This window comes from Virgibacillus sp. FSP13 (assembly GCF_054048505.1).
In genome coordinates this window covers 41569-67354 of the sequence record NZ_JBSVKG010000014.1, presented here as the reverse complement: position 1 = coordinate 67354, position 25786 = coordinate 41569, and the positions used below count along the sequence as shown (strand labels likewise).

Annotated in this window: 30 protein-coding genes and 1 pseudogene; 10 read left to right on the top strand and 21 right to left on the bottom strand. The window is 37.6% G+C overall.

Annotated features, from left to right (window positions below):
- Nucleotides 1-175 precede the first annotated feature (175 nt).
- Together ACW2QC_RS12870 and ACW2QC_RS12865 are read left to right on the top strand one after the other, a co-directional pair.
- Nucleotides 176-1084 carry a DMT family transporter gene (locus ACW2QC_RS12870; protein ID WP_457544375.1) on the top strand — a complete coding sequence of 303 codons (909 nt, stop codon included), beginning with the start codon at nt 176-178 and terminating at the stop codon, nt 1082-1084.
- A gap of 66 nt (nt 1085-1150) precedes the next feature.
- Nucleotides 1151-2008, top strand: coding sequence for a DegV family protein (locus tag ACW2QC_RS12865; RefSeq protein ID WP_457544374.1), 858 nt, complete (start codon nt 1151-1153; stop codon nt 2006-2008).
- A 21-nt stretch (nt 2009-2029) separates the two neighbouring features.
- Here the strand turns inward: ACW2QC_RS12865 and ACW2QC_RS12860 are convergent, their stop codons facing one another.
- The 7 genes and pseudogenes from ACW2QC_RS12860 to ACW2QC_RS12830 all read right to left on the bottom strand — a co-directional run bounded on the left by ACW2QC_RS12860 (nt 2030) and on the right by ACW2QC_RS12830 (nt 5594).
- Entirely contained in the window at nt 2030-2722 is a 693-nt protein-coding gene (locus ACW2QC_RS12860; protein WP_457544373.1) for an alpha/beta hydrolase, read from the bottom strand.
- A gap of 192 nt (nt 2723-2914) precedes the next feature.
- Nucleotides 2915-3295, bottom strand: a complete 381-nt coding sequence (locus ACW2QC_RS12855; protein WP_457544372.1) for a YppG family protein — start codon at nt 3293-3295, stop codon at nt 2915-2917.
- A gap of 73 nt (nt 3296-3368) precedes the next feature.
- Nucleotides 3369-3620, bottom strand: coding sequence for a glutaredoxin family protein (locus ACW2QC_RS12850; protein ID WP_457544371.1), 252 nt, complete (start codon nt 3618-3620; stop codon nt 3369-3371).
- 482 nt (nt 3621-4102) lie between these two features.
- A complete protein-coding gene (locus ACW2QC_RS12845; protein ID WP_457544370.1) occupies nt 4103-5002 on the bottom strand; it encodes a YegS/Rv2252/BmrU family lipid kinase in 900 nt (299 codons plus the stop codon).
- A 68-nt stretch (nt 5003-5070) separates the two neighbouring features.
- Entirely contained in the window at nt 5071-5163 is a 93-nt protein-coding gene (locus tag ACW2QC_RS12840; RefSeq protein WP_457544401.1) for a hypothetical protein, read from the bottom strand.
- Nucleotides 5164-5248: 85 nt separating this feature from the next.
- Nucleotides 5249-5536 (bottom strand): annotated as a pseudogene (locus ACW2QC_RS12835) (zinc ribbon domain-containing protein); the annotation flags it as partial.
- Entirely contained in the window at nt 5517-5594 is a 78-nt protein-coding gene (locus tag ACW2QC_RS12830; protein WP_457544400.1) for a helix-turn-helix domain-containing protein, read from the bottom strand. The pseudogene ACW2QC_RS12835 and the gene ACW2QC_RS12830, both read right to left, overlap by 20 nt.
- 715 nt (nt 5595-6309) lie before the next feature.
- Here ACW2QC_RS12830 and ACW2QC_RS12825 point away from each other — a divergent pair.
- Together ACW2QC_RS12825 and ACW2QC_RS12820 are read left to right on the top strand one after the other, a co-directional pair.
- Nucleotides 6310-6918, top strand: coding sequence for a TetR/AcrR family transcriptional regulator (locus ACW2QC_RS12825; protein WP_457544369.1), 609 nt, complete (start codon nt 6310-6312; stop codon nt 6916-6918).
- A 242-nt stretch (nt 6919-7160) separates the two neighbouring features.
- On the top strand, nt 7161-7808 hold the full coding sequence (locus ACW2QC_RS12820; protein WP_457544368.1) for a VOC family protein: 648 nt from the start codon (nt 7161-7163) through the stop codon (nt 7806-7808).
- Between the two features lie 108 nt (nt 7809-7916).
- On the opposite strand, the gene ACW2QC_RS12815 is transcribed toward ACW2QC_RS12820, so the two are convergent.
- The 4 genes from ACW2QC_RS12815 to ACW2QC_RS12800 form a co-directional block, all read right to left on the bottom strand.
- Nucleotides 7917-8237 (bottom strand): thioredoxin family protein, encoded by a 321-nt coding sequence (locus tag ACW2QC_RS12815; protein WP_457544367.1) that lies wholly within the window; start codon nt 8235-8237, stop codon nt 7917-7919.
- A 68-nt stretch (nt 8238-8305) separates the two neighbouring features.
- Complete coding sequence (locus tag ACW2QC_RS12810; RefSeq protein ID WP_457544366.1) at nt 8306-9121, bottom strand: DUF368 domain-containing protein; 816 nt, start codon at nt 9119-9121, stop codon at nt 8306-8308.
- A 949-nt stretch (nt 9122-10070) separates the two neighbouring features.
- Nucleotides 10071-10241 carry a hypothetical protein gene (locus ACW2QC_RS12805; RefSeq protein WP_457544365.1) on the bottom strand — a complete coding sequence of 57 codons (171 nt, stop codon included), beginning with the start codon at nt 10239-10241 and terminating at the stop codon, nt 10071-10073.
- A gap of 24 nt (nt 10242-10265) precedes the next feature.
- Nucleotides 10266-11414, bottom strand: a complete 1149-nt coding sequence (locus ACW2QC_RS12800; protein ID WP_457544364.1) for a CapA family protein — start codon at nt 11412-11414, stop codon at nt 10266-10268.
- A gap of 161 nt (nt 11415-11575) precedes the next feature.
- Between ACW2QC_RS12800 and ACW2QC_RS12795 the strand changes: the two genes are divergently transcribed.
- The 3 genes from ACW2QC_RS12795 to ACW2QC_RS12785 all read left to right on the top strand — a co-directional run bounded on the left by ACW2QC_RS12795 (nt 11576) and on the right by ACW2QC_RS12785 (nt 13773).
- Nucleotides 11576-11734, top strand: a complete 159-nt coding sequence (locus ACW2QC_RS12795; RefSeq protein ID WP_457544363.1) for a YfhE family protein — start codon at nt 11576-11578, stop codon at nt 11732-11734.
- 169 nt (nt 11735-11903) lie between these two features.
- Complete coding sequence (locus tag ACW2QC_RS12790; protein WP_457544362.1) at nt 11904-12824, top strand: ABC transporter ATP-binding protein; 921 nt, start codon at nt 11904-11906, stop codon at nt 12822-12824.
- A complete protein-coding gene (locus ACW2QC_RS12785; RefSeq protein WP_457544361.1) occupies nt 12817-13773 on the top strand; it encodes an ABC transporter permease in 957 nt (318 codons plus the stop codon). The genes ACW2QC_RS12790 and ACW2QC_RS12785 overlap by 8 nt, the downstream gene beginning before the upstream one ends.
- Before the next feature lie 478 nt (nt 13774-14251).
- Here ACW2QC_RS12785 and typA read toward each other — a convergent pair whose 3' ends face one another.
- The 3 genes from typA to ACW2QC_RS12770 form a co-directional block, all read right to left on the bottom strand.
- Nucleotides 14252-16075 (bottom strand): translational GTPase TypA, encoded by a 1824-nt coding sequence (gene typA, locus ACW2QC_RS12780; RefSeq protein WP_457544360.1) that lies wholly within the window; start codon nt 16073-16075, stop codon nt 14252-14254.
- A 226-nt stretch (nt 16076-16301) separates the two neighbouring features.
- Nucleotides 16302-17633: a sensor histidine kinase gene (locus tag ACW2QC_RS12775; protein WP_457544359.1), complete on the bottom strand. Its 1332-nt coding sequence runs from the start codon at nt 17631-17633 to the stop codon at nt 16302-16304.
- 2 nt (nt 17634-17635) lie between these two features.
- Nucleotides 17636-18322: a response regulator transcription factor gene (locus ACW2QC_RS12770; protein ID WP_457544358.1), complete on the bottom strand. Its 687-nt coding sequence runs from the start codon at nt 18320-18322 to the stop codon at nt 17636-17638.
- A gap of 434 nt (nt 18323-18756) precedes the next feature.
- Between ACW2QC_RS12770 and ACW2QC_RS12765 the strand changes: the two genes are divergently transcribed.
- Nucleotides 18757-20076 (top strand): S1C family serine protease, encoded by a 1320-nt coding sequence (locus ACW2QC_RS12765; protein ID WP_457544357.1) that lies wholly within the window; start codon nt 18757-18759, stop codon nt 20074-20076.
- A gap of 301 nt (nt 20077-20377) precedes the next feature.
- Entirely contained in the window at nt 20378-21178 is an 801-nt protein-coding gene (locus tag ACW2QC_RS12760) for a hypothetical protein (RefSeq protein WP_457544356.1), read from the top strand.
- Between the two features lie 48 nt (nt 21179-21226).
- Here the strand turns inward: ACW2QC_RS12760 and ACW2QC_RS12755 are convergent, their stop codons facing one another.
- From ACW2QC_RS12755 to ACW2QC_RS12745, 3 genes are all read right to left on the bottom strand, one after another.
- Entirely contained in the window at nt 21227-21433 is a 207-nt protein-coding gene (locus ACW2QC_RS12755; RefSeq protein WP_457544355.1) for a zinc ribbon domain-containing protein, read from the bottom strand.
- A gap of 139 nt (nt 21434-21572) precedes the next feature.
- Complete coding sequence (locus ACW2QC_RS12750; protein ID WP_457544354.1) at nt 21573-22247, bottom strand: TraR/DksA C4-type zinc finger protein; 675 nt, start codon at nt 22245-22247, stop codon at nt 21573-21575.
- 68 nt (nt 22248-22315) lie between these two features.
- Nucleotides 22316-22798 (bottom strand): GNAT family N-acetyltransferase, encoded by a 483-nt coding sequence (locus ACW2QC_RS12745; RefSeq protein WP_457544353.1) that lies wholly within the window; start codon nt 22796-22798, stop codon nt 22316-22318.
- Between the two features lie 70 nt (nt 22799-22868).
- Between ACW2QC_RS12745 and ACW2QC_RS12740 the strand changes: the two genes are divergently transcribed.
- Nucleotides 22869-23744: an NAD(P)-dependent oxidoreductase gene (locus ACW2QC_RS12740; RefSeq protein ID WP_457544352.1), complete on the top strand. Its 876-nt coding sequence runs from the start codon at nt 22869-22871 to the stop codon at nt 23742-23744.
- A gap of 12 nt (nt 23745-23756) precedes the next feature.
- Here the strand turns inward: ACW2QC_RS12740 and ACW2QC_RS12735 are convergent, their stop codons facing one another.
- The 4 genes from ACW2QC_RS12735 to ACW2QC_RS12720 form a co-directional block, all read right to left on the bottom strand.
- Complete coding sequence (locus tag ACW2QC_RS12735; protein WP_457544351.1) at nt 23757-24056, bottom strand: hypothetical protein; 300 nt, start codon at nt 24054-24056, stop codon at nt 23757-23759.
- Nucleotides 24056-24745 carry a class I SAM-dependent methyltransferase gene (locus tag ACW2QC_RS12730; RefSeq protein WP_457544350.1) on the bottom strand — a complete coding sequence of 230 codons (690 nt, stop codon included), beginning with the start codon at nt 24743-24745 and terminating at the stop codon, nt 24056-24058. Before ACW2QC_RS12730 ends, ACW2QC_RS12735 begins: the two co-directional genes overlap by 1 nt.
- Nucleotides 24746-24929: 184 nt before the next feature.
- Nucleotides 24930-25268, bottom strand: coding sequence for a hypothetical protein (locus tag ACW2QC_RS12725; RefSeq protein WP_457544349.1), 339 nt, complete (start codon nt 25266-25268; stop codon nt 24930-24932).
- A gap of 57 nt (nt 25269-25325) precedes the next feature.
- Entirely contained in the window at nt 25326-25523 is a 198-nt protein-coding gene (locus ACW2QC_RS12720) for a cold shock domain-containing protein (protein ID WP_017795660.1), read from the bottom strand.
- Nucleotides 25524-25786: the final 263 nt, after the last annotated feature.

The window sequence follows — 25786 nt, the reverse complement described above, 5'->3', positions numbered from 1 at the left end:
AAAAAGGCATCCTCCAAATTGGTAAGGGGCCTCCTTGAAAATTCATGCATAAAATAACAGTCATTTAATCATAACATAAATACCACCTTGATATCCACTACTTCGTGATTTTTCGTCTATAACATGGTAAAATATATTAGATTGAATAGAAACATGATTCCAAAGGAGGCTTTCCATGCGTATTCCTCCGTTTAATCCATATATAGCGGTTGTAATTGGTGTGATTGCTGTTTCAACATCTGCAGTTCTTGTCAAGTTAGCAAATGGTACACCAGCTGCCATTATTGCAAATTATCGTTTATTATTTGCTGTTATTATTATGACTCCATATGTTTTTTTCAAACAGCGACATGAATTTAAGCTTATCCAAAAAAAGGACTGGCTTCTATCCGTATGTGCCGGAGTGTTTCTGGCGTTCCATTTTATTCTCTGGTTCGAATCGTTGAATTATACATCTGTGGCAAGTTCTGTTGTCCTTGTTACACTGCAGCCGATATTCGCATTTTTAGGTACATACTTCTTTTTTAAAGAACGGTTTTCACAAGGTGCAGTCATAAGTATGGTTATTGCCTTATTAGGTAGTATCATCATTAGCTGGGGTGATTTCAAAATAAGTGGCATGGCATTATTTGGCGATATACTTGCACTTCTCGGAGCTATCACTGTCACGGTCTACTTCTTATTAGGGCAGAATACAAGAAAACGGTTATCTTTAATGCCATATACATTCGTTGTATACGGGGCAAGTTCCATTACGTTAATTATCTATAATTTAATCGTGCAAAATCCTTTCTTTGGGTACCCGGCCGAACATTGGTGGATTTTTGTTGCATTAGCTGTTATCCCAACTTTCTTCGGTCACACGCTATTTAATTGGGCACTAAAGTGGCTCAGTACCGCAACGATATCGATGGGGATTGTCTTTGAACCAATTGGCGCAACTTTACTCGCTTACTTGATTTTGGGTGAGGAAGTTACAGCATCCCAGTGGCTTGGAGGAACTATCGTATTATTTGGTTTATTTTTGTTTATCATGAGCACTTCTCGAAAGCGTAAAGTTACGATATCTAAGAAATATCAGTAAGTTTCTATATATTCGGTCAGACAAACCTGTTATAATAAAGTCATCCTTTATGAAGCAGGTGATGTCTTGCATATTCAATTAATGACGGACGGTGGTGCTGACGTTCCAGCTAGGTTGTCAGAATCATTAGAGCTAATTACTGTACCACTTTATTTACACTTTCAAGAAGAACAATACAAAAGCGGTGTTACGATTGATTTGCAGCGTTTTTATAAAAAAATAAAAGAAACAATAGAACTCCCTCGCTCATCTGCACCAAGCCCAAACGACTTTTATGAAGCCTTTAAACAAGTTGAACAAACGAAGCCAATCATCATGTTTAGCTTGTCAAGCGGTCTAAGTAGTACGTTTGATAATGCAGTAGCAGGGAAAGATATGCTATTGGAGGAACAACCTCAACGGAAAATTGAGGTGATAAATACCAAAACAGCATCTTGCGGGTTGGCTCTTTTACTCCATGAAGCAAGTACAAAGATCAACGAAGGTTACTCGTTTGAAAGCCTAATAGAACATCTTCACGAACGTGTTGAACAAACGACAACTTTATTTGTTTTAAAGACATTGGAAAACCTAATTCTCGGTGGACGTTTAGACAAAGTAAAAGGCGCCATTGCTAAAACACTTAATATAAAATTATTAATGCGCGGAAGTGAAGAGGGAACGATTGAGGTAACAGAAAAAGTGCGTGGTGATAAGAAATCAATCCGACATTTCATTGAACAAATCGGTACCTATACCAAAAATGTGGAAGATAAAGTCATTGCCATGACACACTGTAACGCAGAAGATCGCGCAAATAAAGTACTTGCCGAAATACGAAATAAATACCCGTTTAAAGATGCTATCTTAACCGAAATGGGGCCACTGATTTCGACATATGCTGGTGAAGGCGGATTAGTTATATCATTTTTTAAAGACAAGTGAGCGGCGGAAACAATACGCCACTCACTTGTCTTTTGTTAGGAAGGAATAAATCATTGTATTTAATGCATCCTTATCATTACCTAAACAGATAAGATGTCGCGATCGCTCAAAAAATACGACTTCCTTTCGTTTCGATGTGATCTCTTTTTCTAAGAAATAAGCCGTTTTATATGGAACCATACTATCTTGCTGGCCCTGTGCAATCAATACTGGTGTATCAACGTCCTTTAAATATGGCCTGGTATATTTAACCAATTTAAGGAATTCCAGGTTTGCTTTAAAAGGAACTTCACCCAATTTTCTTTTGTAATGCAAATATAATTTATTTTTATTAAGCTTTCCCCTAAAACCATCTGCTATAGCCTCACCAACATCAAGAAAGATTTGTTTGAGTGATAAGTACTTTCCTGCAGTAGCAAGAAGGACAAGCTTATCCACTTTATATTTTGCTGCCAAATAGGAAGCAATCATTCCTCCCATTGAAAATCCAATTAAGTATATTTCATCGTATTTCTCATGTAATTGTTTGAGTGCATTTTCAGCAGCATGAAGCCATTTTTTATGGGAAACGTTTTCAAGGGCTAGCTTTCTTCCATGGCCTGGAAGGGTCGGAACTTCTATATGCCAATTCGTATTTTCCCGTAAATATGCTGCCAATGGTTCCACTTCATATGGTCCACCTGTGTATCCATGGATAATCAAACAACCAATCATATAAATTCTCCTTCGATCATTCTCTGTCTTACATTTACCCGTTTTTCATAAGTAATACCTGATTTTTTATTCTCATCATTGTTGCTTTCTGGGACTTGCCTCTTGTACTTGATTACTTAAAAACTTTTTATTTTCCTTAAGTATAAATAAGCCGATGAAATCATGTGTTTCATCAGCTTGCTGTTAGACTCATTACTTCATGTTTTTCATAATCGAACCAACCTGTTTAACGACTGGGGAAATCTGCTGGACGGTATTGGCAAATTGACCAACTGTCGAGAACATTTTATCAAGGTCTACTTGCCCATTTTTGTCTTGAAAATAGGTGAATAACCCATTCGATTTTGGTGGTGGATATGGATTATTACTGGTCTGACTTTCCATAACAGCATGCCAATTATTAGGCTGTTTTGGTTTGGCAAACTGATCAAATGGTGATTGAAAAAAAGCTGGATTTGGTTGTTGCATTTGTTGGTTTTGCCATGTTTGATAATATGGATGCATATGATAGTAATTGGCATATCCGGTATATGCTTGATACGGCTGATAATTATCATAAGGCCTTTCAAACATTTTTGCACACACCTCTTTTAAACTTATTATATGCTATTTTATGCACATCGTTTATTTAGTGTGAGCCATCGTGTCAACCGAAGTAACGCCCCATTCCTAAGGCCTGCTTTATCTTATTTATCTGAAACCCTAGTATTGCTTCTCCATCAATAATTGTTACCGGTGTTCCATAAATCCCTCTATCTTGCAACTCCTTCATATATCGGGGGTTCTCCGTAACATCTTTTTCTTCATATTCAATCTCCAATTTATTCAACGGGTCTAAAAGCTTAGTATAATGATCCTGGTTACTGTTAATGTAAACCTTCACGTCTTTTTTCTTCATGATAGGTTCCTCCTAGAAGTATTCTTTCTTCATTTCTAACTTTAAAGTACCCACAATATTAGCTGGTAAAACATAAATATAACAAAAACATTTCAACTATATTGCAAAATATAGTTGAAATGTACCATAAGGTGAAATTTTTCATTCAGAGGTGAGACTTTATTCGCATTTATGTAAGAATTTTATCCATACACATTCCGCTGACCTTTGCGCCAACGGAATGTGTAGTTGTTTATAATATGACTTTGACACATAAAAGAAAAAAGCAAAGCCATTACCAACGTAGGTAACGGTTTTGCTTTTTGTAAAGTGGAGTACAAGCCTTATCACAGCTTGCCCCGATATAATAATAATAGAGCAGAGACATCCCAAATCTCATTATTATCTTATCTTGTTTTTTCTTTTTGTGCTATGACATACATCACACATAAGGTATTTTTTCAAAAACTTTTTCTGCCCCGAAGCCCTGCAATACCTCACATCTAAAAATCCCTAAACCCTTTAATCATTTTTATATGGTTCGGGAGTAATTCTACTTTTGCTGGAGTAGTATTACTTATTTCACCGTCCATATCAATATCCTTCTTAATATCCGTTGTAATGGTAAGCTTATTTGTTTGAAAATAAGTTAATTCCGTCAATCGATTGATGTCATTATTTGGATTGTTCATCGTTAATAATTCCTTGAATGCCGCTAGCGTCGAATTTTTAACAATAAGCACATCAAATTTTCCATCATTGGCGGAAATCGTTGCAATTGGAAGCTCCCTTGTTCCGATAAACTTTCCATTTAGGACTAATATCATCACAGCGTCCCCCGCATAATTTTCTTCATCTGTTTCAATTTGGTAGGAAAACGGTTCTGCTTGATTAATCGTTTTTAATGTACTAATAAAATAGCTTAGCACACCAAGGTTATCCTTTTGCGATTCATCGATATTTAATGATGTTTCTGATACTAAGCCAACTCCCCAGAAGTTAAGAAAGTAGTTTTCCTCTGATTTGCCAATATCAACATCAACCATATTCCCTTCTACAATTGCTTCTGTTGCTTGTTTTACATTTTGTGGGATTTGTAGCATGCGGCTAAAATCATTACATGTCCCTCCTGGTAAAATAGCAATGGCTGGTCGTATTTTTTCTTTTGCAATACTATTAATACATTCATGGACCGTTCCATCCCCACCAAGAATAATAATTAGATCAACATAACTCGCATGTTCTAAGCAACAGCTTTTTGCCTCTTCAATCGTTTCAGTTTGAACAATTATCAGTTCCTTTACTGCCTGCGCTAGTTTTGGTAAAGTTTGTTCCAGTTTTTGCTCAATATCATTACTTCCAGCATTACCGTTATATAAAAATAGCGCCTTATTGTACTGCATCCCATATCCCCTTTGTAAAATAAACCGCATAAGGAGTCTTCTGTCCCAATGTGGTTCATCTAATTGCTTTAATCGTCCTCATCAATCGATGATACAATTATTTCCCCTGTGTATGCATCGATTTCGATTTCTGCTTCTTTGTTATTTGCGTGCATTTCAATCTCTTGAACTACCCGCCATTAACATCCTTTTAGATTGTTTGAAGTGGGGGATTCCTAAGAACACTAACCTAATGGCTCGTTTTAATTAGGCTATCCCTGTCGTCCCAACAGTTAAGATACGAATCGCTTCGTTTCTAAGATTTAATCCTGCATTAAGATCCCTTTGGTGATGGGTTCCACAAGATGGACAATCCCATTCACGCAAATTTAAATTCTTAACGTCTTTATTTCTGTATCCGCAATTTGAACAAGTCTGAGAGGAGGCAAAGTTTTTGGCAACCACAACGACTTGTTTGCCAAACCACTTTGCTTTGTATTCCAACATGGTTCGAAATTGTGTCCAAGATGCTTCACTAAATTGTTTTGCTAATGAGAGTGATCTGGGTTTTATTTGGGTAGATTCGAAACCGGTAAGCTTTATTAATTAACACAATATTCCCACCACCTTTTCTTCCATTATACCTTATTTAATAGTTGAACACAAACAAATGTTCCTGTGCTTCATAATGCAGAAATCAAGAAGAAGTTTTATAGTCGGACAACTAGGATGGCAAAAGCTATCCCTTGTCCGAAGGCGATTCATCCACTTATTTTTGGCCTAACCCTTCACAACATTGAAGTGGGGGTCTTCTCGCCTGAATTGATAAATAAGGCGACCATCATCTTCATCAAACTCAAATTCAATGTACTATACATCCTGACTTTGTAAAACCACCCAACACACTGGATATCTTATCGATCCTAGATTATTGACATTGTGACACTCTGTCATTTATAATAACACCATTCTCAAACAAAAGCGGAAGCGTCCGTTTAGCGACGTACGGACTGCGCCCTGCCAAGCAGGGTGGTTCGGTGTTGCTGCGCAAAGCAGCGGTCTTAACCGAACATCCCTGCCGTAGGAGATAAAGGAAACATGCCCCTTCATAGGGGTATGCCGACGTTGGACGCAAAGTCCGCTTTTAGTCGGCCTTCCTTTAAAACCGATGTTGACTTATCGTACGGAGGTGAGGGAAGTCTCGCTAGTCGCTGGGCGCTGGAGCTGGACGTGGCTCATCCTGACCGAGAACAAGTTAGAGCCAAATTTTGTACTTTTCTATTTATTTAATATGACACGTTGTCACTACGATGAATGGGAGTAAAATAATGCCTAAATTAACTTTTTATAATTTGCCGGTGGATAAACAACAAACATTAATTCATGCAGCTAAAAAGGAATTTTCGCGAGTTTCCTTATATGAAGCATCGATTGCAAATATCGTGAAGGCCGCTGGAATTCCGCGTGGGAGCTTTTATCAATATTTTAAAGATAAAGAGGATGCATTTTATTTTCTACTCAATGAACATGTAAAAAGCAGGAAAAGGGAATTTATTTCGAGTCTAAAGAAATATAATGGGGATATATTTGCCACCGTAGATGAAACGTATCGTTCTATGCTTGGGAATTGCCGTTGCAAAGAAAATCAGGACTTTTTTAGGAATGCCTTTTTAAATATGAATTATAAAATAGAAAACACATTTACCAAAGACTTAACGAAAGAAAGATGGAATCAGTTTACAGAAGTCCGTCATTTAATAAATACACAAAAGTTAAATGTTTGTGAAGAACATGATCTATTCCATATTTTACAAATAATTATTGCCGTATCATTTCATTGCCTTGTACGGAGTTTCGAGAAGGAATTAACAATTGATGAATCAATAAAGAGTTTTTCCAACGAATTAAATTTGCTAAAAAAAGGACTTTGTCGATAGAATTAGTGTCCTTCCATAGTTAAGATAAATCATAATTTGAATTTTTCAAAACATATTTTTTGCAAACGATCAACCAAAAACAGATAATATAAAAGATGATACGTCATTAACCAGTTATGTTTGATTATTTTCGAATCCACAGTTTAACTTACAGAAACATGCGTAGGCACTATAATACACCATTTTTCATTTCGAAAAAGGTCTTTAAATCCTATAAAAAGTTCATAACGAGGAGTGATGTCATGTTAGCACTAGACCATATCGTGATAGCAGGAAATAACGCTGAAAGGGCAAGTGCACAATATGGAAATAAATTTACCATAAAAGCAGTCAAAGGCGGCGAACACGAAGAGTGGGGAACATATAATTACCTATCCTACTTTTCAAACGATAGCTACCTAGAATGGTTAGGGGTATCTGATAAGACAAAAGCAGAAAGTGCTGTTAATCCCCTAATTAAGCATTTGGTCTATGTTATCGAAAACGACATGGCTGGACCTTTTCAATTTGCTCTAAGAACAAACCAGATGGATGATTATATTACTCACTTTAAAGCACATAACATTCCTTATAAAGGTCCATTTGCTGGTCAGCGCGAAAGACCTGATGGCACCGTTTTGAAATGGCGGATGCTATTTCCAGAATACAATCACACAAAAGAACTGCTACCATTTTTAATCGAATGGGAAAACCCTAAAGATGCCTATCCAGACACAAGTCTACTAAATATCCAAACAATCACCAAGATTAACCTTAGTGGAATAGATAAGGACACATTCGCACATATCTACCAGCTAAAACCGAAAAAACTAGTTAAAAACCAGTTAACCTTACAAAATAGCAAAATACTTTTTAAAGAAAATGGCAAATTGGAATTTAGTTTAGTTTAGCGGGAAAGAGGAGTTGAAACAAATCCTCTTTCTTGTCCTAGTATAATAGATTGCTATATCCTGTTAGGCAAAAATAATCACCTTCCTGTAGAAGGTGATTATTTTTAATTATCCAAGCTGTTCGTGCAAAAATTCTGTAACTGACTCTGGTGTCTTCGTATATGCACTATGTTGATGTGCCAGTTTTTCACCAGTTTGGAATATCAAAATGCTTGGTATTCCCATTACTTCATATTTTTCAGCGATGCCTTTTACCTCATCACTATTTATTTCATACCAATCATAATTATTAAATTCGTCCATTACATCACCAATAAACATATCCATCCGCTTACAGTCCGGACACCAATCAGCAAAAAATTTAACAATGACAGGCTTTTCACTCTGAATAATTTCATTAAACTTTTCTTCTGTTTTTATCTGTTCCATTCCTATCACCCCTTACATATGTTACTTCTATTGTATCGATTGTAAGCTGGAATGTCTTATAGTTTGCTCTAATCCGTATATTCAACCCGGCCGAGAACATAAGCGACAAACAGCCCAATCGCAAATGCTGCAACACTTAGAAATAACAGTGGCATCGTTGTTGGCCATCCTGGAAACACAACCACAATGGATCCAATCACCAATCCGATTACCAAAGCAAATGTACCGATTCGATAGTTGCTTAAAAAGAAATGAATGATTTTGCTCATAACGACTATTCCAATCAAAATTCCCACACCTGTTACAGCAAGGATATCAAGTTGTAAATTACTAATCGCTCCGTTAATTGTTCGATAGACACCAATTATCAAAAGCATAAATGAGCCACTAATCCCTGGTAAAATCATTGCACTACTAGCAATGAACCCGGAAAAAAATAGCAGGATATAGGTGGACATGGTAATATCTTTTATTACTGCAGGTTCATCTGGTTGTAAAAACCCCATAGAACCTATAAGTATGGCCCCAATGACCAATAGCACAAAATGTTTCGTATGAAAAGTACTTTTAGCATCCGCCTGATGAAATAAGTATGGCAAAATCCCAATGATCAGGCCTAAAAAGAAAAATTGTGTTGGCCCTGCATAATGTTCAAACAACCATTCAATGAGTCGGCTTAATAATAAAATTGCGATCCCGACCCCAATCGCTAGCGGGATTAAAAAGCTGAGTTGCTTTTTCCAATCCTTACTGAAGATCCCATTTATAGCTGCGATTAGCCGATCATAGATGCCAAGCAAAACAGCGATTGTTCCCCCACTGACCCCAGGAATCACATCGCTTGCGCCCATCAGCATGCCGCGATAAATATTTTTCCATTCCATTTAGTTAACTCCTCATCACCCATTTTCTATTACACATAACGTTATCATACCAAAAAATGTTTGTTATTTATATATGAAGTTTTATAGAGGTTGTTCAAAAAGTCACCAAATGATAAGCGGCGAATCGCTTCGTTGGTGGCAAAGGAACTTCTACTAAACCCGCCCACGTCAATATCCAACGCAGAAGTCAGCACGTCCTGTGCAAGTCCGGTCCTCATGTAGATTTTGGCTACACTCCGGTCCTCAAGACTACGCGCCTCGATCTTCGACGCACAGGACAAGGAAGGCTACGACAGCGATACATCGCACGTTTTTCGAGGACGTGCTAGTGTCGACGTTGCTTCTAATTTGGCAACTTTTTTGAACACGCACTTAAAATAAAATCAAGATTAAAAGTTGTATTTCTTTGGTTAATCGCATACAATAAAATTAGAAGGCTAATAATAAAAACGAGTCGTAAGCAGTAACTTACGACTCTAGACAGTTACCATAGGATGTGGCGACTTTTTATAGGGAAAAGTAATCACCCGGATTCTAAGTCAACAGGGTGATTACTTTTTTTCATGGCTGCTCACAATCAATACTGCAAGAGTTGCAAACAAAATCATCAACTCTAGCGCTTTATCAATTGGTATCACAGGCATTCACCCCCTCTCTTTCCTGGGGATGTACTGCCACACCTCCCGTCTGTTAAGGGATGTGCGCCTCACCCTGCTTCACTGTCTTCATTCTATTATACTATAGTTCGATTAATAAGACACCGAAAAGTCTGTTTTTTGTTAACACGTTACTCTGTCGAACTTCAAACTATTCACTTGAATATCATACCTCTTTTTTATTTTTACACTATAATCCCCTTGCAAGTCATTAATCATTTTCTTTCATTCATCCATTACAAAACCACCAGATTCATTTCTCAAAATATTTTTAAAAAATGCATACCAATCCACTAATCATCTTGGTAAGGTCTTTTCTCAACCATCACCAATATAAATGTCGCAATCGGCCCAAGAAACAAGGAAGCAAGAAACCAGTTTAAGCCACTTCTATTCTTTCCTTGGGCCAGACCTGCATTAATCAATGATAACGTACCCCATCCAACAAAATATTCTTCGTTCATCAAACCAACTCCTTATTGCTAGCCTTATTTCTCCATAAACTCAAGCTCAGGCATCCACTGTGACATATGCTCTTTTATCTCCTGATATTGTTTATTTGCGTCTTTCAATTCCTCATTTGTAAGCTGGTACATAGGCACAACCCTATAATCTGTTTCGTTGTGAAACCTTACAAATGTCGGCATGAACTTCGGATCGGTTACTTCAACGTTCTTTTCCCCATCCACACTAGTAATCTGTTTAATCGTAAACTTCAAAATCCCACCAATTCGATTATATCGTTCATCCTGTCCAGATAAAAAGTTACCTAGTGAATACGCGACAAGTGTCTTGTTACCATTTTTACCCTCCACCCATTTCAGCGGCTGCAATACATGTGGATGATGACCGATAACTACATCCACACCATTATCAGCGGCAAATTGTGCAAGGTCCTTTTGCTCATCATTCGGCAAGCGTTCATATTCATTTCCAAAATGAAGGCTCAGTACCGTCACATCTGCTTGTTTTTTCGCCTTGTTAATTGCACTAGCCATTTCCTCTTTATCGATTAAATTGACCAAATAATCTTTCCCATCTGGAACAGGAATCCCGTTTATTCCATACGTATAAGCAAGAAAAGCTACAGATATCCCCTCATCTGTTTGATAGATTCGTATATCTTCACTATCCTTTTTATCTTTATAAGCACCAGTGTACATCATGTCGATGGCTTCCCAATTACTTATTGCACGGTGGATTGCCTCCTCTCCACGGTCCAATGTATGGTTATTGGCAATCGACACCACATCGACTCCAACCTTTTTTAATGCATCGCCAACCTCAACCGGACTATTAAACGCAGGATAAGAGGACAATCCAATTTCCTTACCGCCGATCATCGTTTCCTGATTCGCTATGGTAATTGTAGTGTCATTTAAAAAAGGTTTAACTTTCTCTAGCATTGGTAGAAAATCATACCCATCTCCCACTTCTGCATCATTGTATACTCGATCATGAATAAGTATGTCACCAATCGCTGAAAGTGTAATTTGTTTCACCGTTTCCTTTGGTTCAAGTTTCGTTACCTCTTTTTCACTATGCTTCTCCAGTTTTGTATCTACATTTTTATCACTAGCACATGCAGCTAAAAAAATAAATACTAGAATTAAGACGGATAATTTTCTCATTTTCATTCGTAATTCCCCTAGGTCTTTTTCTCCATCTTAACACGTGGATAATATATCTTGAATACATCCTATTTGATTCCTCCATCACGAAACGATTATGTTTTAGGTTATATAAATCGGGAATGCATTTAATAGAATACGATAATTTTTAGAAAGGATAATTAATCATGCGAAATACACAATATCAACCAACCAAAAACAAACAACTTTCCGATGCCCAAGAGGTGCATTACGCAAAAGAGTTTAAGCAAGCCGATATTGCTGGTAACTACCGGAAGCCTAAAGTAAGAGAAGCAAAACGAGAAAATCCCGAATTGATAAAGTGAAAACTTGGTGCCATGGGAAATACTTAACTTCGCGCTGGATGTTTAGTTGAAATAAATCACCCTGCTTACAAAGTAGGGTGTATTTTTTATGTCAATTATAAATGGGTGAAACCTTCAAGATATGTTATCGTATATACTAATAGAGAACATGAAATGGAGGTAAGAAAAAATGTCAGAACCAGCAATGCAGTTACTTGATGTTAATAAAACGATCGGTAACAAACAAATTATTAAAGGATTATCGTTTTCTATTAATCCTGGCGAAGTATTTGGATTTATCGGTCCTAATGGTGCTGGTAAAACAACCACTATCCGGATGATGGTCGGATTAATGAACATTACTAGCGGTGATATTCGGATTTTAGGCAAAAGCATTAAAACCGATTATAAACAAGCTGCTCGCGAAATCGGGGCAATTGTCGAAAACCCAGAGATGTATCCGTTTATGAGCGGTATCCAAAATTTAAACCATTACGCGCGAATGAATCCTGGAGTGACCAAAGAACGAATAAATGAGGTTATCCAACTCGTTGGGCTAGAAAAGGCAATTAAATATAAGGTTGGCAAATATTCATTAGGAATGCGTCAACGCCTAGGAATTGCCCAAGCCTTATTGCATAAGCCATCAATATTAATATTGGATGAACCTACCAATGGATTGGACCCCGCTGGTATTAGAGAGATTCGTACATATATTAGGAAGTTAGCTGAACAGGATCATGTTGCAGTGATCATCTCCAGCCATCTTTTATCGGAAGTTGAACTAATGTGTGATCGCATCGGTATTATTAAAAATGGTGAATTAATTACGACACAGGATCTGCATGCAATCCCTAACGAAAAGCAGGAAATTCAAGTACAAATGGAAGTAACGCCTGCAGAAAAGGCTAAAGAGCTATTAAAAACGGATCATAGTATCGATGCAACAATTAAAGATGGCGTACTTCTATTTCAGAGCGAGAAAGAACACGTTCCCAAGCTAATTCAAACACTGGTAAACCAGGATATTTCTGTCTATCAAGTCAATGCTGCCGAAGCATCGCTTGAAGACAAATTTTTCGATTTGATTGGAGAGAATACAATTGAGTAATTTTTTCAAGCTACTTTACAATGAGCAAATAAAAATTTACATCCGAAAATCAACTTGGGTCATGTATCTTCTCCTGGCCGCAATTATTCTTGGGATAGGACTTATGACAAACTCGTTTGCTAATCTTAACGATAAATACCAAGGTGATGACTGGCGTGAAGTACTACAAGAAGAAAATGCTTCCCTAACTGAAGAAATGGAAAAAGAGGATGCAATGAGCGGGTTTAACTCCAGTGAAATTGCTAAAAATAATTATTACTTGGAACATGATATTCAACCATCGAAATATGATGCATGGCAATTTGTTATGGAAAATCAAATGTTATTATCATTAGTAACATTATTCACCATCATTGTAGCTGCAGGAATTATTGCCAATGAATTTAAATGGGGAACAATAAAACTACTACTGATCAGACCAATATCGCGTACTAAAATTTTACTTTCTAAATATATATCAGTCTTGTTATTCGCATTATTAACACTATTAACTGTTTTAGTATTTTCATGGATTGTCGGCGCTATTCTTTTCGGTGTAAATGGAATGGATCCACACATTGTCCAAAATAAAATGAGTGGTGGTGGATTTGAATATATTTCTGTTATGGAAAGGATTGTGGAAGGATACGGCTATCAACTAGTAACGCTGTTAATGATGGCAACATTTGCATTTATGATATCAGCCATTTTCCGCCAAAGTTCACTTGCAATTGGCTTAGCAATCTTCCTTATGTTCGCTGGTAGTTCTATTGTTGGTTTCTTTGCAGATAAGGCCTTTGCAAAATACATTTTATTTGCCAACACAAATTTACAGCAATATGCATATGGTGAACCATTGATAGAGGGTATGTCACTAGGTTTTTCAATTACCGTGCTCGCTGTGTATTATGTGATTTTCCTAGCTGTCACATGGTTGTTCTTTACCAGACGAGATGTTGCAGGTCACTAGAATTTTTTGCATTGTAAATGAGAAAAGCCTATGTTATAACTATAAAGGTAATTATTTTATAACAAAAAATTTGAGCCCTTATTAAACCGAGGTGTTACAAATGAAGCGGTATTTATCTACAATGTTTCTTATTCTTAGTGCTATAATATTAATTGTTGGTTTGCGATTTGATAAGCAATGGAGTGGTATTGCTTCTTGGGGGCTATCGTTCATCAGTCTAATCTTCGCAGCCTATTTCACAAAGTATATTCCAAATGAAAAAAAGGGAAAGAATCACAATTAAAGAAAAGCGCTGTTTGCATTTAGCAAACAGCGCTTTTCTATTAATACCTAAAGACAGTAAACCTTGACTTCAGGATATCCTGTCATTGATATTTTCACACCCATTATTTGGCCGTCACAGTCAATTCAAGGATTTATTTCCGATAAAAAACCGGAAAAGTATACATTCGTTCATACTTTTCCGGAAAATATTAACTTAAACTGATCTTTTTGCTGCCTTTTCGCGTTCGTTTTTGTTTAGGATTTTCTTACGTAAACGAACCGATTCTGGTGTTACTTCACAATATTCATCATCACCTAAATACTCGATTGCTTCTTCAAGTGACATGCTTCTTGTTTTTCTAATTGTTGCTGTTTGGTCTTTCGTTGCTGATCGCACGTTTGTTAAGTGTTTTTCCCTTGTAATATTGACAGTAATATCATTTTCACGATTATGCTCGCCAACAATCATTCCAGAATAAACTTCTGTTCCAGGTTCGACAAATATGACGCCACGGTCCTCTAGTTGCATAATACCATATGTGGATGCTTTACCATTTTCTAATGCAACAAGAACTCCCTCGCGGCGGCCGCCAACATGACCTTTGAAAAATGGCTCATAGGAATCAAATGTATGGTTCAGAATTCCATAACCGCGTGTTTGGGACATAAATTCAGTTGTATATCCAAGTAATCCACGTGATGGTACTTTGAATTCAATGCGAACTTGTCCATTTCCTTGATTAACCATGTCAATCATTTCACCTTTTCGTTCACCTAGTGATTCCATAACCCCACCAGTATATTCTTCAGGGATATCAACCTGTACACGCTCAACTGGTTCACATTTTTGACCATCGATTTCTTTAATAATAACTTTTGGCTTCGATAGTTGTAATTCATAGCCTTCACGACGCATATTTTCAATCAAAATAGACAAGTGTAATTCGCCACGTCCTGATACTGTCCATGCGTCAGGGGATTCAGTTGGTTCGACCCGTAAACTCACATCAGTTTCCAACTGTTTCATTAACCGTTCTTCAATTCTTCTTGATGTAATATATTTGCCTTCTTTTCCCGCAAATGGACTATTATTTACAAGGAAAGTCATTTGCAATGTTGGTTCATCAATCCGGAGTATTGGCAATGCTTCAGGATGGTCTTGTGGACATATCGTTTCTCCCACATTAATATCATCCATTCCAGCAATCGCAATAATGTCTCCAGCTTTGGCCTCTTGAATTTCAATCCGTTTCAAACCAATAAAGCCAAATAATTTACTGATACGGAATGACTTATTCGTCCCATCTTTTTTCATAACAACAACGTGTTGTCCGACACTTATTTTACCGCGAAAAACACGCCCAACTCCAATTCGCCCCACGTAATCATTGTAATCAAGCAACGTTACTTGAAATTGTAACGGCTCATCAGCAGAGTCCACGGGTGCAGGAATATGTTCCATTATCGTTTTAAAAACGGGTTCCATTGTTTCCTGTTGATCTTCTGGCTCTTCTCCGGAAGTTCCATTTAATGCCGATGCATACACAACTGGGAATTCCAATTGTTCATCATCTGCACCTAATTCGATAAATAAATCTAACACTTCATCAATGACCTCATTTGGACGAGCATTAGGTCGATCGATTTTATTTAAAACAACTACTGGTGTTAATTTTTGTTCCAATGCTTTCTTCAACACAAAACGAGTTTGTGGCATACAGCCTTCATATGCATCAACGACTAAAAGTACACCATCAACCATTTTCATGATACGTTCGACTTCACCACCAAAGTCGGCGTGACCTGGTGTATCTAAAATATTGATGGACGTATCATTATATTTAATAGCGGTATTCTTCGACAAAATGGTAATACCACGTTCACGCTCAATATCATTTGAATCCATAGCACGTTCATCCACATGCTCATTTTCACGAAAAGTACCCGAGTATTTCAATAATTGATCCACAAGTGTTGTTTTACCGTGGTCAACGTGGGCGATAATCGCGATATTCCGAATATCTTCTCTTAATTGCATAAAAAGTACGCTCCTCTTTCGTTACGAATAAAGTAAAACTACAACATGAAATGGGGATCCCCCACTACTGTTGGTTAAACGAATCGGACCTTGATTGGCAGTTAAGCTCCTACTTGTTCTTTTAATTAGAATGCTGATCTTACTGCTTATTAAGGTGAGATAACTCAAACCATACTATTATATCACATAATTCTACATCATAAAAATTTATTTTTTGCATTTTACACTATTCGGTAAACCACAGAACAAACTTAGCCCCACCTAAATCCGACTTCCCTACTGTAATTTTACCACCGGATTGTTCAACAATTGCCCGTGAAATAGCTAATCCCAATCCAGTTTCTCCATTCTTACCTTTCACAAACCTGTGAAAAATATGTGGAATTAATTCATCTGGAATCCCGTCACCATCGTCTTCAATGGTAATCATGATTTTTCCATCTTGTTTTTTTGCATTTATAATTACTTGATCTGCTGCATGACGAATCCCGTTAAATGTTATATTTAACAACGCCCTCAACAGTTTTTCCTGATCAGCAACAAGTGTCACACTTGGTTCCACGTTATGGTTTATCGTTACCCCTTGCTCATTGACAAACGGCAATGCACGGTCCATCACTTGATCAACTAAATCAGAAATATCGATTTTTTCTGGCTGATATACGGTTTGTTCACTATCTAATTTCGCTAGTAAAATCATTTCGTTGATAATTTTTTTCAACCGTTTAACTTCGGTAACCATGATTTCCAAGCCTTTTTCCTCATCTGTTTCATCAAAAATACGGTCACGAATTCCTTCTGCATATCCCTGAATCGTCATCAGTGGAGTTTTTAGCTCATGGCTTGCATTTTGGAAGAATGCCTGTTGTGACTTCATGTACCGCTGGAGTTCATCTGCCATATCGAACACACTTTGCTCTACTTCTTTAATTTCACCCGTTGCTTGAATTCGCTCGATCTGATCAAATTTCCGTTTCTCAATTTTTTTCAATTGCCATTTTAATTTTGATAAAGGGGTAACTAACTTATTAGTAAGAAAATAACTTAGTATAATGGCAGCAATAGCCCCGATGATAAAAACAATTAATAACCGTTGAAAATAATCGTGCTGCACTACTTGTAAATCTTTTAACGGGGTTAACAAAATCAGCTCTAGTCCTGTACTTTGGGGATAAAACAAGATTCTCGATGTTACATACTTGTCATTACCATATTCCCATAGTTCCTCACTTTGATCAGTGAAATCATTATTTGCAAAAAAACCATTTTCAACTCGTTTGGACATGGTCGAATCGAGAACTCTATTCTGTTTTCGATCGTACATAAATAATTGCAAATCTCTATCCTGCAGGAAGTCACCGAACTGCTGAATATTTTGTTGTGCACCATATTCTTCGTTGAGAATACTGACAAGGATTTCTCCCTTTTGCTTAAGCTGCCGTTGCTCATCTTGAACCAATAAATCGAGTATTAACGAGTAAATTACAAATCCGGTAACAGCCAGAATAACCAGTAATAATGTCGTAAATGCAGCGTTTAACTGATGTTGAAGTTTCATGCCTATTCCTCTTCAGAACGTAGACGATACCCATAGCCCCAAACCGTTTCCAGTTGAATACCATCCAGTTTTTTACGAATTCGCTTCACCAAATCATCAACTGCTCGATCACTACCAAAGTAGTCCTCTCCCCATACACTCACCAATAATTCTTCACGGGAAAAGGCTCTGTTTACATTCTCAGCCAGCAGTAAAATCATGTCGTATTCCTTTGTAGTTACTTCCTGTTCTTGTCCATTCCAGAAAATACGTCGATCATTCTTATATATTAATAAATTTTCTACTTTTACTTTTTCCTGTGTTGGTTGATTTGTTTCCAACGTTAGCTTTGTTCGCTTTAATAAACGTTTCACACGTGCAATTAACTCACGTGGACTAAACGGTTTCGTTAAATAATCATCACTTCCAAGTTCAAGCCCAAGAATTTTGTCGACTTCTTCATCCTTCGCTGAAATAATGATAATTGGGACTTCACTCTCTTGGCGAATCCTTTTACAAAAGTCATATCCATCCATACCTGGTAGCATAATGTCTAAGATCCACAAATCCGGAGGCTGTGTTTGCCATAAATCGAAAGCATCCTCAGCATTGTCTTGGACTGTTACCATAAAACCCTCTTTTTTCAAGTAGGCAGAAACGATATTTTGGATATTTGTATCATCTTCTACAACACCAATATGATAATTCATTTAGAACCCCCTCAAAATGCGTGTTCAAAAAGTTGCCAAATTAGAAGCAAGAAGGTAGGTCGAGGCGACGTAGCTTTGAGCCCCGGAGTGTACATAAATAAGCACATGAGGAAGGGGCTTGCACAAGACGTGCTGACTTCAGCGTTGGCTATTGACGTGGGCGGTTTTTAGCAGAAGTTCTTTGAAAGCCAACGAGAAATTCGCCGCTTATTATTTGGTGACTTTTTGAACAACCTCTCAAAGAAAAACTTCTAATTTGCAAAAAACAGAGCAAATGTCAAGTTTTACTAATATACTTTTATTTTTACACAAAACAGGGAATAAGAAAAATGAAAAGGGAATTCCATACTTTTTCTACATTTATTCTAAATTCCTTCCAAACCAGCCATGTACAATAATCATTGTAATACTAATTATTCAAGAAGGTGATTTAAATGGAACATCATAATCAAGATGAACAACAAAATAGCCAACAGCCAACTAATGAAGTGGAGGAGGCTAATCAGGCACAGCATGAACAAAATCATTACCATGCAGAGAAGGATCCTGGCCTAACCAAGCCTTCAAAAGGAAATAAAGTAACAAATAAGCCAAAATCAAAGTCCCATCCATTATTAAGCGGAGTAATTGGTGGTGTTATTTCGGCAGTTATTGTTGCTGCACTGTTCATTACAAATGTGATTCCAATTAATTCCACAGGCAACACAAATAGCAGTGAATCAAGTTCAAGTGGTGATGAACAAGCACAACCGGCAATTTCCAAAACGATCGCTTCCGGTGATGCTGATATTGCTTCGGATATAAATGAAACTTCCAAGGCTGTAGTTGGCATTATCAATAAGCAGCAGCAGAGTGTTTGGTCACCAAGCCAAGAAGTTGGATCAGGCTCCGGAATTATTTACAAAAAAGAAGATGGAAAGGCATATGTTGTGACAAATAATCATGTTGTCGACGGTGCAGAAGAAGTTGATGTCGTTCTTAATAATGAGGAACATATCAAAGCCAAGGTATTAGGAGCTGACTCCCTAACAGATTTGGCAGTTTTACAAATCAATGGTAGTAAGATTAAAACAGTAGCAAAATTGGGCTCCTCTGGTGATCTACACATTGGTGACACTGTTATCGCAATTGGTAACCCTTTAGGTATGAAGTTCTCTGGATCGGTTACAAAAGGAATCATTAGTGGTCTGCAACGTAACATTGAAATCGATACAAATGGTGATCGACAGCCCGATTGGATTACCGAAGTTATTCAAACAGATGCAGCAATTAACCCCGGAAACAGTGGCGGTGCTTTAGTAAATGGAGACGGTGAAGTGATTGGAATTAATTCGATGAAAATTGCCAAAGAAACGGTAGAAGGAATCGGGTTTGCCATTCCGATTGATTCAGCAGTCCCTATTATCGAACAGCTTGAAACAGATGGCGAGATAGCACGTCCATTTATCGGTATTAGCACAGCATCAATTGATCAAGTCCCAACGCAATATCGTCAAAACGTACAGCTTCCAGAAAAAGTTGACGGTGGTATGGTAATCGCAAATGTTGAAGCTGGATCACCTGCAGACAAAGCAGGATTACAACAATTTGACGTTATCACGAAAATTAATGATAAGAAAATAACTTCTTTATTAGATTTACGAAAATACATGTATTCCGAAACAAATATTGGTGACAAGATCAACTTGGAGATTTACCGAAACGGCAAGCCAAAAACTATTCAATTAACGCTTACCGAACGAGAAACAAAATAAAAAGCAACTTTAGAAAGACTTCGGCAACGCCTTATCCATTGAGCGTATGCCGGAGTCTTTCTTATCCATACCTCTTAATAAAAGGCTCTTTTCATAAAAACTCTCTACCTAGAATACAGCCTAACAAAAAAGTGAATCTTCTTCTTTTTTTATAATTAACCGATATAATAATTGTAATGTGTACTTTCGCCAACCACTATATTTTTATGTACGGAATTCTTCTTTTATAAAGGATTTTTGAAAAGTTTGTCGAAAGTATATTAAACTAGAAGAACAACACCATTCAAAAGGAAGTGATGTAATGCAATGTTCTAATTGCGGACAGCAAACAGAGGAAGGAAAATTTTGCACAAATTGTGGTGCTCAACTGCCTAATGATGAATATGCAGCTGCTGCTGATCCAACAATCAACACTAACGATGTTCACCCGCCAAGCCAAGAACCGCATCAGGAACAAGCAAGTTACCAATCAAATGAAGCAGTAGATAAGCTGAAAACTGCTGGAGCAAACTTCGGTCACTTTTTTGTAACACTGGTTAAAGGTCCAAGTGAGGCAAAGAAGGCAAATAGCAATGATTGGATCTCAAGTGTAACAACCATTGTTATATTTTCATTATTAATTGCTTTAGGCTATCATTTATCCATTAGTACCATTCCAACAGGTTTTTTCGGCGGGCCATCGATGTCATTTTTCGACAGCTTTGTTGTGCCCCTAATCGAATTCATCATTTTATTTGTGCTTGTTGCTGCATTAACATTTGCAGGAGTGAAATTCGCTGCACAAGCTTTAACATTTATGGATGTATTAGCAAAATACGGCGGTTATTTAATTCCATTCTTATTATTATTTACAGTTGGTTTTTTATTTGCTTTAGTAGATCTCACTTCACTATCAGCACTATTTATTCTAATTAGTGTGTTAGGTGCTTTATTAATTGCTCCTACACTAATTTTGCTGGAACAACCAGCTGTTGGATTTGATCGAATTTACGTTTTGCTAGGTATTTACTTTATTTCTTTACTTGTATTCGGATTTTTCATCCAATCTTTTATTGAATCGATAGTTGGAACATTATTAGGTGGTATGTTTGGTGGGTATTAACGCAATAAAGGGCTCTTACCGTTTTTGGTAAGGGCCCCTTTTTGTTCATTACCCGAAGAAAAAGTCAAAAATATTACTTCCTGCTGAGCTTTGTTTATTATAAAACTCCGAGTATCCGCAGTTTTTACAGTAAACAACAATGAACTGGTTATTTTGTACATCAAACATCTTTGATAATCCAGTACCAGTCATCGCCACCTCTTTTTTATCCGCATCGGTACTGCCACATTTAATACATCCTCTATTTTCCTCCATTGGGATTCACTCCTTTTTATGTAATACGGAATAATTACCCAATTGGTTTCGTCCTTATTACAATTTTTTATTCCAAAAAAATACACAAGTCAGTAGCGGCCTAAACTGACTTGTGTATTTTTCATAAGTAAAGAAAATATTATTCTTCATCAAGTTCTTTCTCATATTTATTATGGTTTGGGGTGACACCGCTGTATTTACCATCTATATCGGCTGCTAAAAACTCTTCTACGTTTTCTGAAGCACCAACATTCTCATCGCTATTCGGATAAACTTCATTATAATCTTCTTGGTCACCATATATATCGGAGGGTGAATCTGAGGTACCATAACGACTTACATCCTGCCAGGCATCTTCTGCATCATAACCTGTTTCGACTTCATCACCGGCATCGTTAGGGTTTATATTCGGACTAAATACCTTTTCTTCCACCGGGCGACTATGCTCGAACGTGTCATTTGAAGCATGATCGATACAAACATCTGTTGTCGGAATTGCTTCCAAACGCTCATACGGTATATCCGTACCACATTTACTGCAAATGCCATATGTCCCCTGCTCGATAGCGTGAAGTGCTTCATTTATTTCCTCGAGTTCTTCTTCGGCATGTTCATTTAATGCCAAATCCTTCCCTCGCTCAAACAATGCAGTACCGTGATCTGCCGGATGATTATCATAGTTCGATAACTCCCCGATTGATTCCTGAGAAAATTCATATTGTAAGCCAAAATGATCTTGTACATGATCAATCAGTTGATTTTGCCGTTCCACTAATGCTGTTTTACATCTATTTAATTGCTCCTTTGTGATCATTCATTAGCCTCCATTCCTTTTAAAATGATTGCTAATTATACTATGTGTAGAACAGCGGAGTTGATTCTTTATTTCTCACGCCAAATCATGTCAACGTGGGGAATATCATCCTCCAAGTAAACATCTGAAATTTGTTCAAATCCAAAAGAAGCATAAAAATGTTGTAGATATTCCTGTGCCTGTATTTTTATCTTATTTTCCTTCCATTCATCCCTCACAAATGCTATTGCTTTTTGCATAATTTGTTTTGCATACCCATTGCCACGGAATTTTTTGACAACTAACACTCTTCCAATTGAGGCTTCGGGATATTTCAAACCTTTTGGCAAAATCCGTACATAAGCAGCAACTTCATCATCAATTTTTAGGAAGTAATGGATTGCATCTTGATCATTATTATCCAACTCTTCATATGGACAGGTTTGTTCCACAACAAAAACATCAATTCGTGCTTTGATAAGCTGATACAACTCTTCTGCAGGAATCTCCTGAAATGACTTTATATACCACACTTTCCCCACATCCTTTTGACTTTTTACTAAATATACCATAAATCAAAAGGAATTTAGATTATCTTTGTCGAAATAGCAATGTATACCAAACAAAAGGAGTAGCGATACGATGGAGACAAAAGATACAACAATCGGATTCATTGGAACAGGCGTCATGGGAAAGAGCATGGCCGAAAATCTAATGAAAGCGGGTTATCCTTTAGTAATTCATACCCGGACAAAGGAAAAGGCACAACATCTTCTTGACAATGGTGCTTTGTGGAAAAATACGATTATTGAGTTAGCACAAGAAGCGGATGTTATTATTACTATGGTTGGCTACCCACAAGATGTAGAGGAAATTTATTTTGGCGAAACGGGCATTCTAAATAATGCAAAGGCAGGTACATATGTAATTGATATGACAACCTCTAAGCCCGCATTGGCAAAAGAGATTGCGGGAATCGCTTCTGAAAAAAACATTTATACATTAGATGCTCCTGTTTCTGGTGGTGACGTTGGTGCTAAAAACGGCACATTAGCAATCATGGCCGGAGGTGATCAAGCAGTATTTGATAAACTTCTGCCAATCTTTAACGTAATTGGTGGGCAAATCATCCTACAAGGGAAAGCTGGTGCTGGACAACATACCAAACTTTGCAACCAGATCACCATTGCCTCCAATATGATCGGAGTATGTGAAGCAGTTGTATACGCAAAGAAGGCTGGCCTTGATCCTGTTCGTGTTTTGGATAGTATTACAACTGGAGCTGCTGGTAGTTGGTCATTATCAAACTTAGCACCACGAATGATTGAGGGTGACTATTCCCCAGGTTTTTTCGTAAAACATTTTATCAAAGACATGACAATTGCACTGGAATCCGCACAAGAGATGGGCATGGCCACCCCTGGTTTATCCCTCTCCCTCAGACTGTATAAGGAATTAGCGGCAAGCGGAGAGAGTGATAGCGGAACACAGGCATTAATAAAATTATTTGATAGGTAGGAAAATATCAGCTTATCCTTCTCGTTTATCGATTTCTGCTTGGACGATAAAGGCTAAATCATCATTACCAAAAAGCTGGAGCACGTTGAGAACTGTTTGATCGGGGATTTCCTCTGACTCTGCCTTTGGAACGGTTAACTCCAGCGCTTCGTCCAATGCATGATTTTTCCCCTGAGTTGGATAAGCCTCCATATATAAATCTTTTGGTTCCAGATAACTATTTATACACCACTGAGCGAAAATCAAGATCATCATTTTCTCATCATCTTGGTAACTTTTAATAACCTTTTGTTCCACTTCTTTCTTATCCATTATACTTCACCAACTTTTCGGAACATGAACACCCACATAAATGACAACGCCTGTTTCAATTCACGGGATAGTCCTTGATAATTTTCTTTTTTAACGCCTTCTTTATAAACACCAAACCCATCTATATACTCAAAATCACTCTCAGATGCCAGTCGTTGGAATTCCCAGGGCATCATCGTATTACATATTGCTTTTTCCCCGTAAACTCGCGAATAACTGTTTGCGCGTGGTCCGGCTGTCGGTCCTAAAATTCCGATGCATAGAAGTCCGTCTTTTTTTAAAACACGTTGCAACTCTTTTAGTGCTATTGCTGGCTGTTCCGTCCATTCCAAAACATTAATTGCCATCACGCCGTTGTAACTGTTACTGTCAAACGGCAAGTTCATAACGTTTCCTTGCAAAAATTCAATTTCCTCATTCGGAACACGATCCTTAGCACGACGAATCATCTCTGTAGACAGATCAACCCCTGTAACTTGATACCCCACGTTATGTAATTTATAGGATCCATACCCATCACCACAACCAATGTCTAAAATTTTCCCCTTTTTCGTAAGGTACTTTTCTATACAAGGAACAATATCCCTTCGGCTCCCGGTATCCCACATGCCGGTGCTTTTTTCATTCCAGAATGCAGCACGACTATCCCACTGTTCTTGTGCTTCTTTTTGCCAATCAAATGAAGCCATCTATTCCTACACTCCCTTTTATATGATAATCCTAACTACATCATAATGCAGATTGTGATTTATGGAAAGGTTTCATGTGTGAGTTTATTTAAGCAATGTTTTTCTGCTTTTCGGGACGATGTTCTCGTTCTCGCGCCGATGTTCTGCTTTTCGGGACGATATTCTCGCTCTGGCGCCGATGTTCCTACTTTCGGGACGATGTTCTCGCTCTGGCGCCGATGTTTTGCTTTTCGGGACGATGTTCTCGCTCTGGCGCCGATGTTCCTGTTTTCGGGACGATGTTCTCGCTCTGGCGCCGATGTTTCTGTTTTCGAGACGATGTTCTCGCTCTGGCGCCGATGTTTTGCTTTTCGGGACGATGTTCTCGTTCTCGCGCCGATGTTCTGCTTTTCGGGACGATGTTCTCGCTCTCGCGCCGATGTTTTGCTTTTCGGGACGATATTCTCGCTCTGGCGCCGATGTTCCTACTTTCGGGACGATGTTCTCGCTCTGGCGCCGATGTTTCTACTTTCGGGTTGAACAAACTCTTTATACAAAAAAGAACTTACCCTAAAAGGATAAGCTCTCTTCAAGTTATTTATTATAGACGAACAACATTAGCTGCTTGTGGTCCGCGGTTACCTTCAACGATTTCAAATTCAACGTCTTGACCTTCTTCAAGAGTTTTGAATCCTTCAGCTTGGATAGCTGAGAAATGTACGAATACATCGTCTCCGTCCTCACGTTCGATGAAACCGAAGCCTTTTTCTGCGTTAAACCATTTTACTTTACCAGTCATTAAAATGACCTCCTTATACAAATATCGTGCAAAGTAATTGAATCATAAATACTTTTACACCACTTTGATAAAGAGATCGTAAAGTATTATTCAAACTTCAATTTCCTTTTGCTACTTTCAACTTTACCCCTTATTAAACGAAATTACAAGTTATTTGTTACATTTTCCAGAAAGAAATTAACACTTATCGGATTAGTCAAATATTTTTAATACCGTCAAACTATTTTCATAATTCAAATGTTACACATAGACCGTTACTCTCA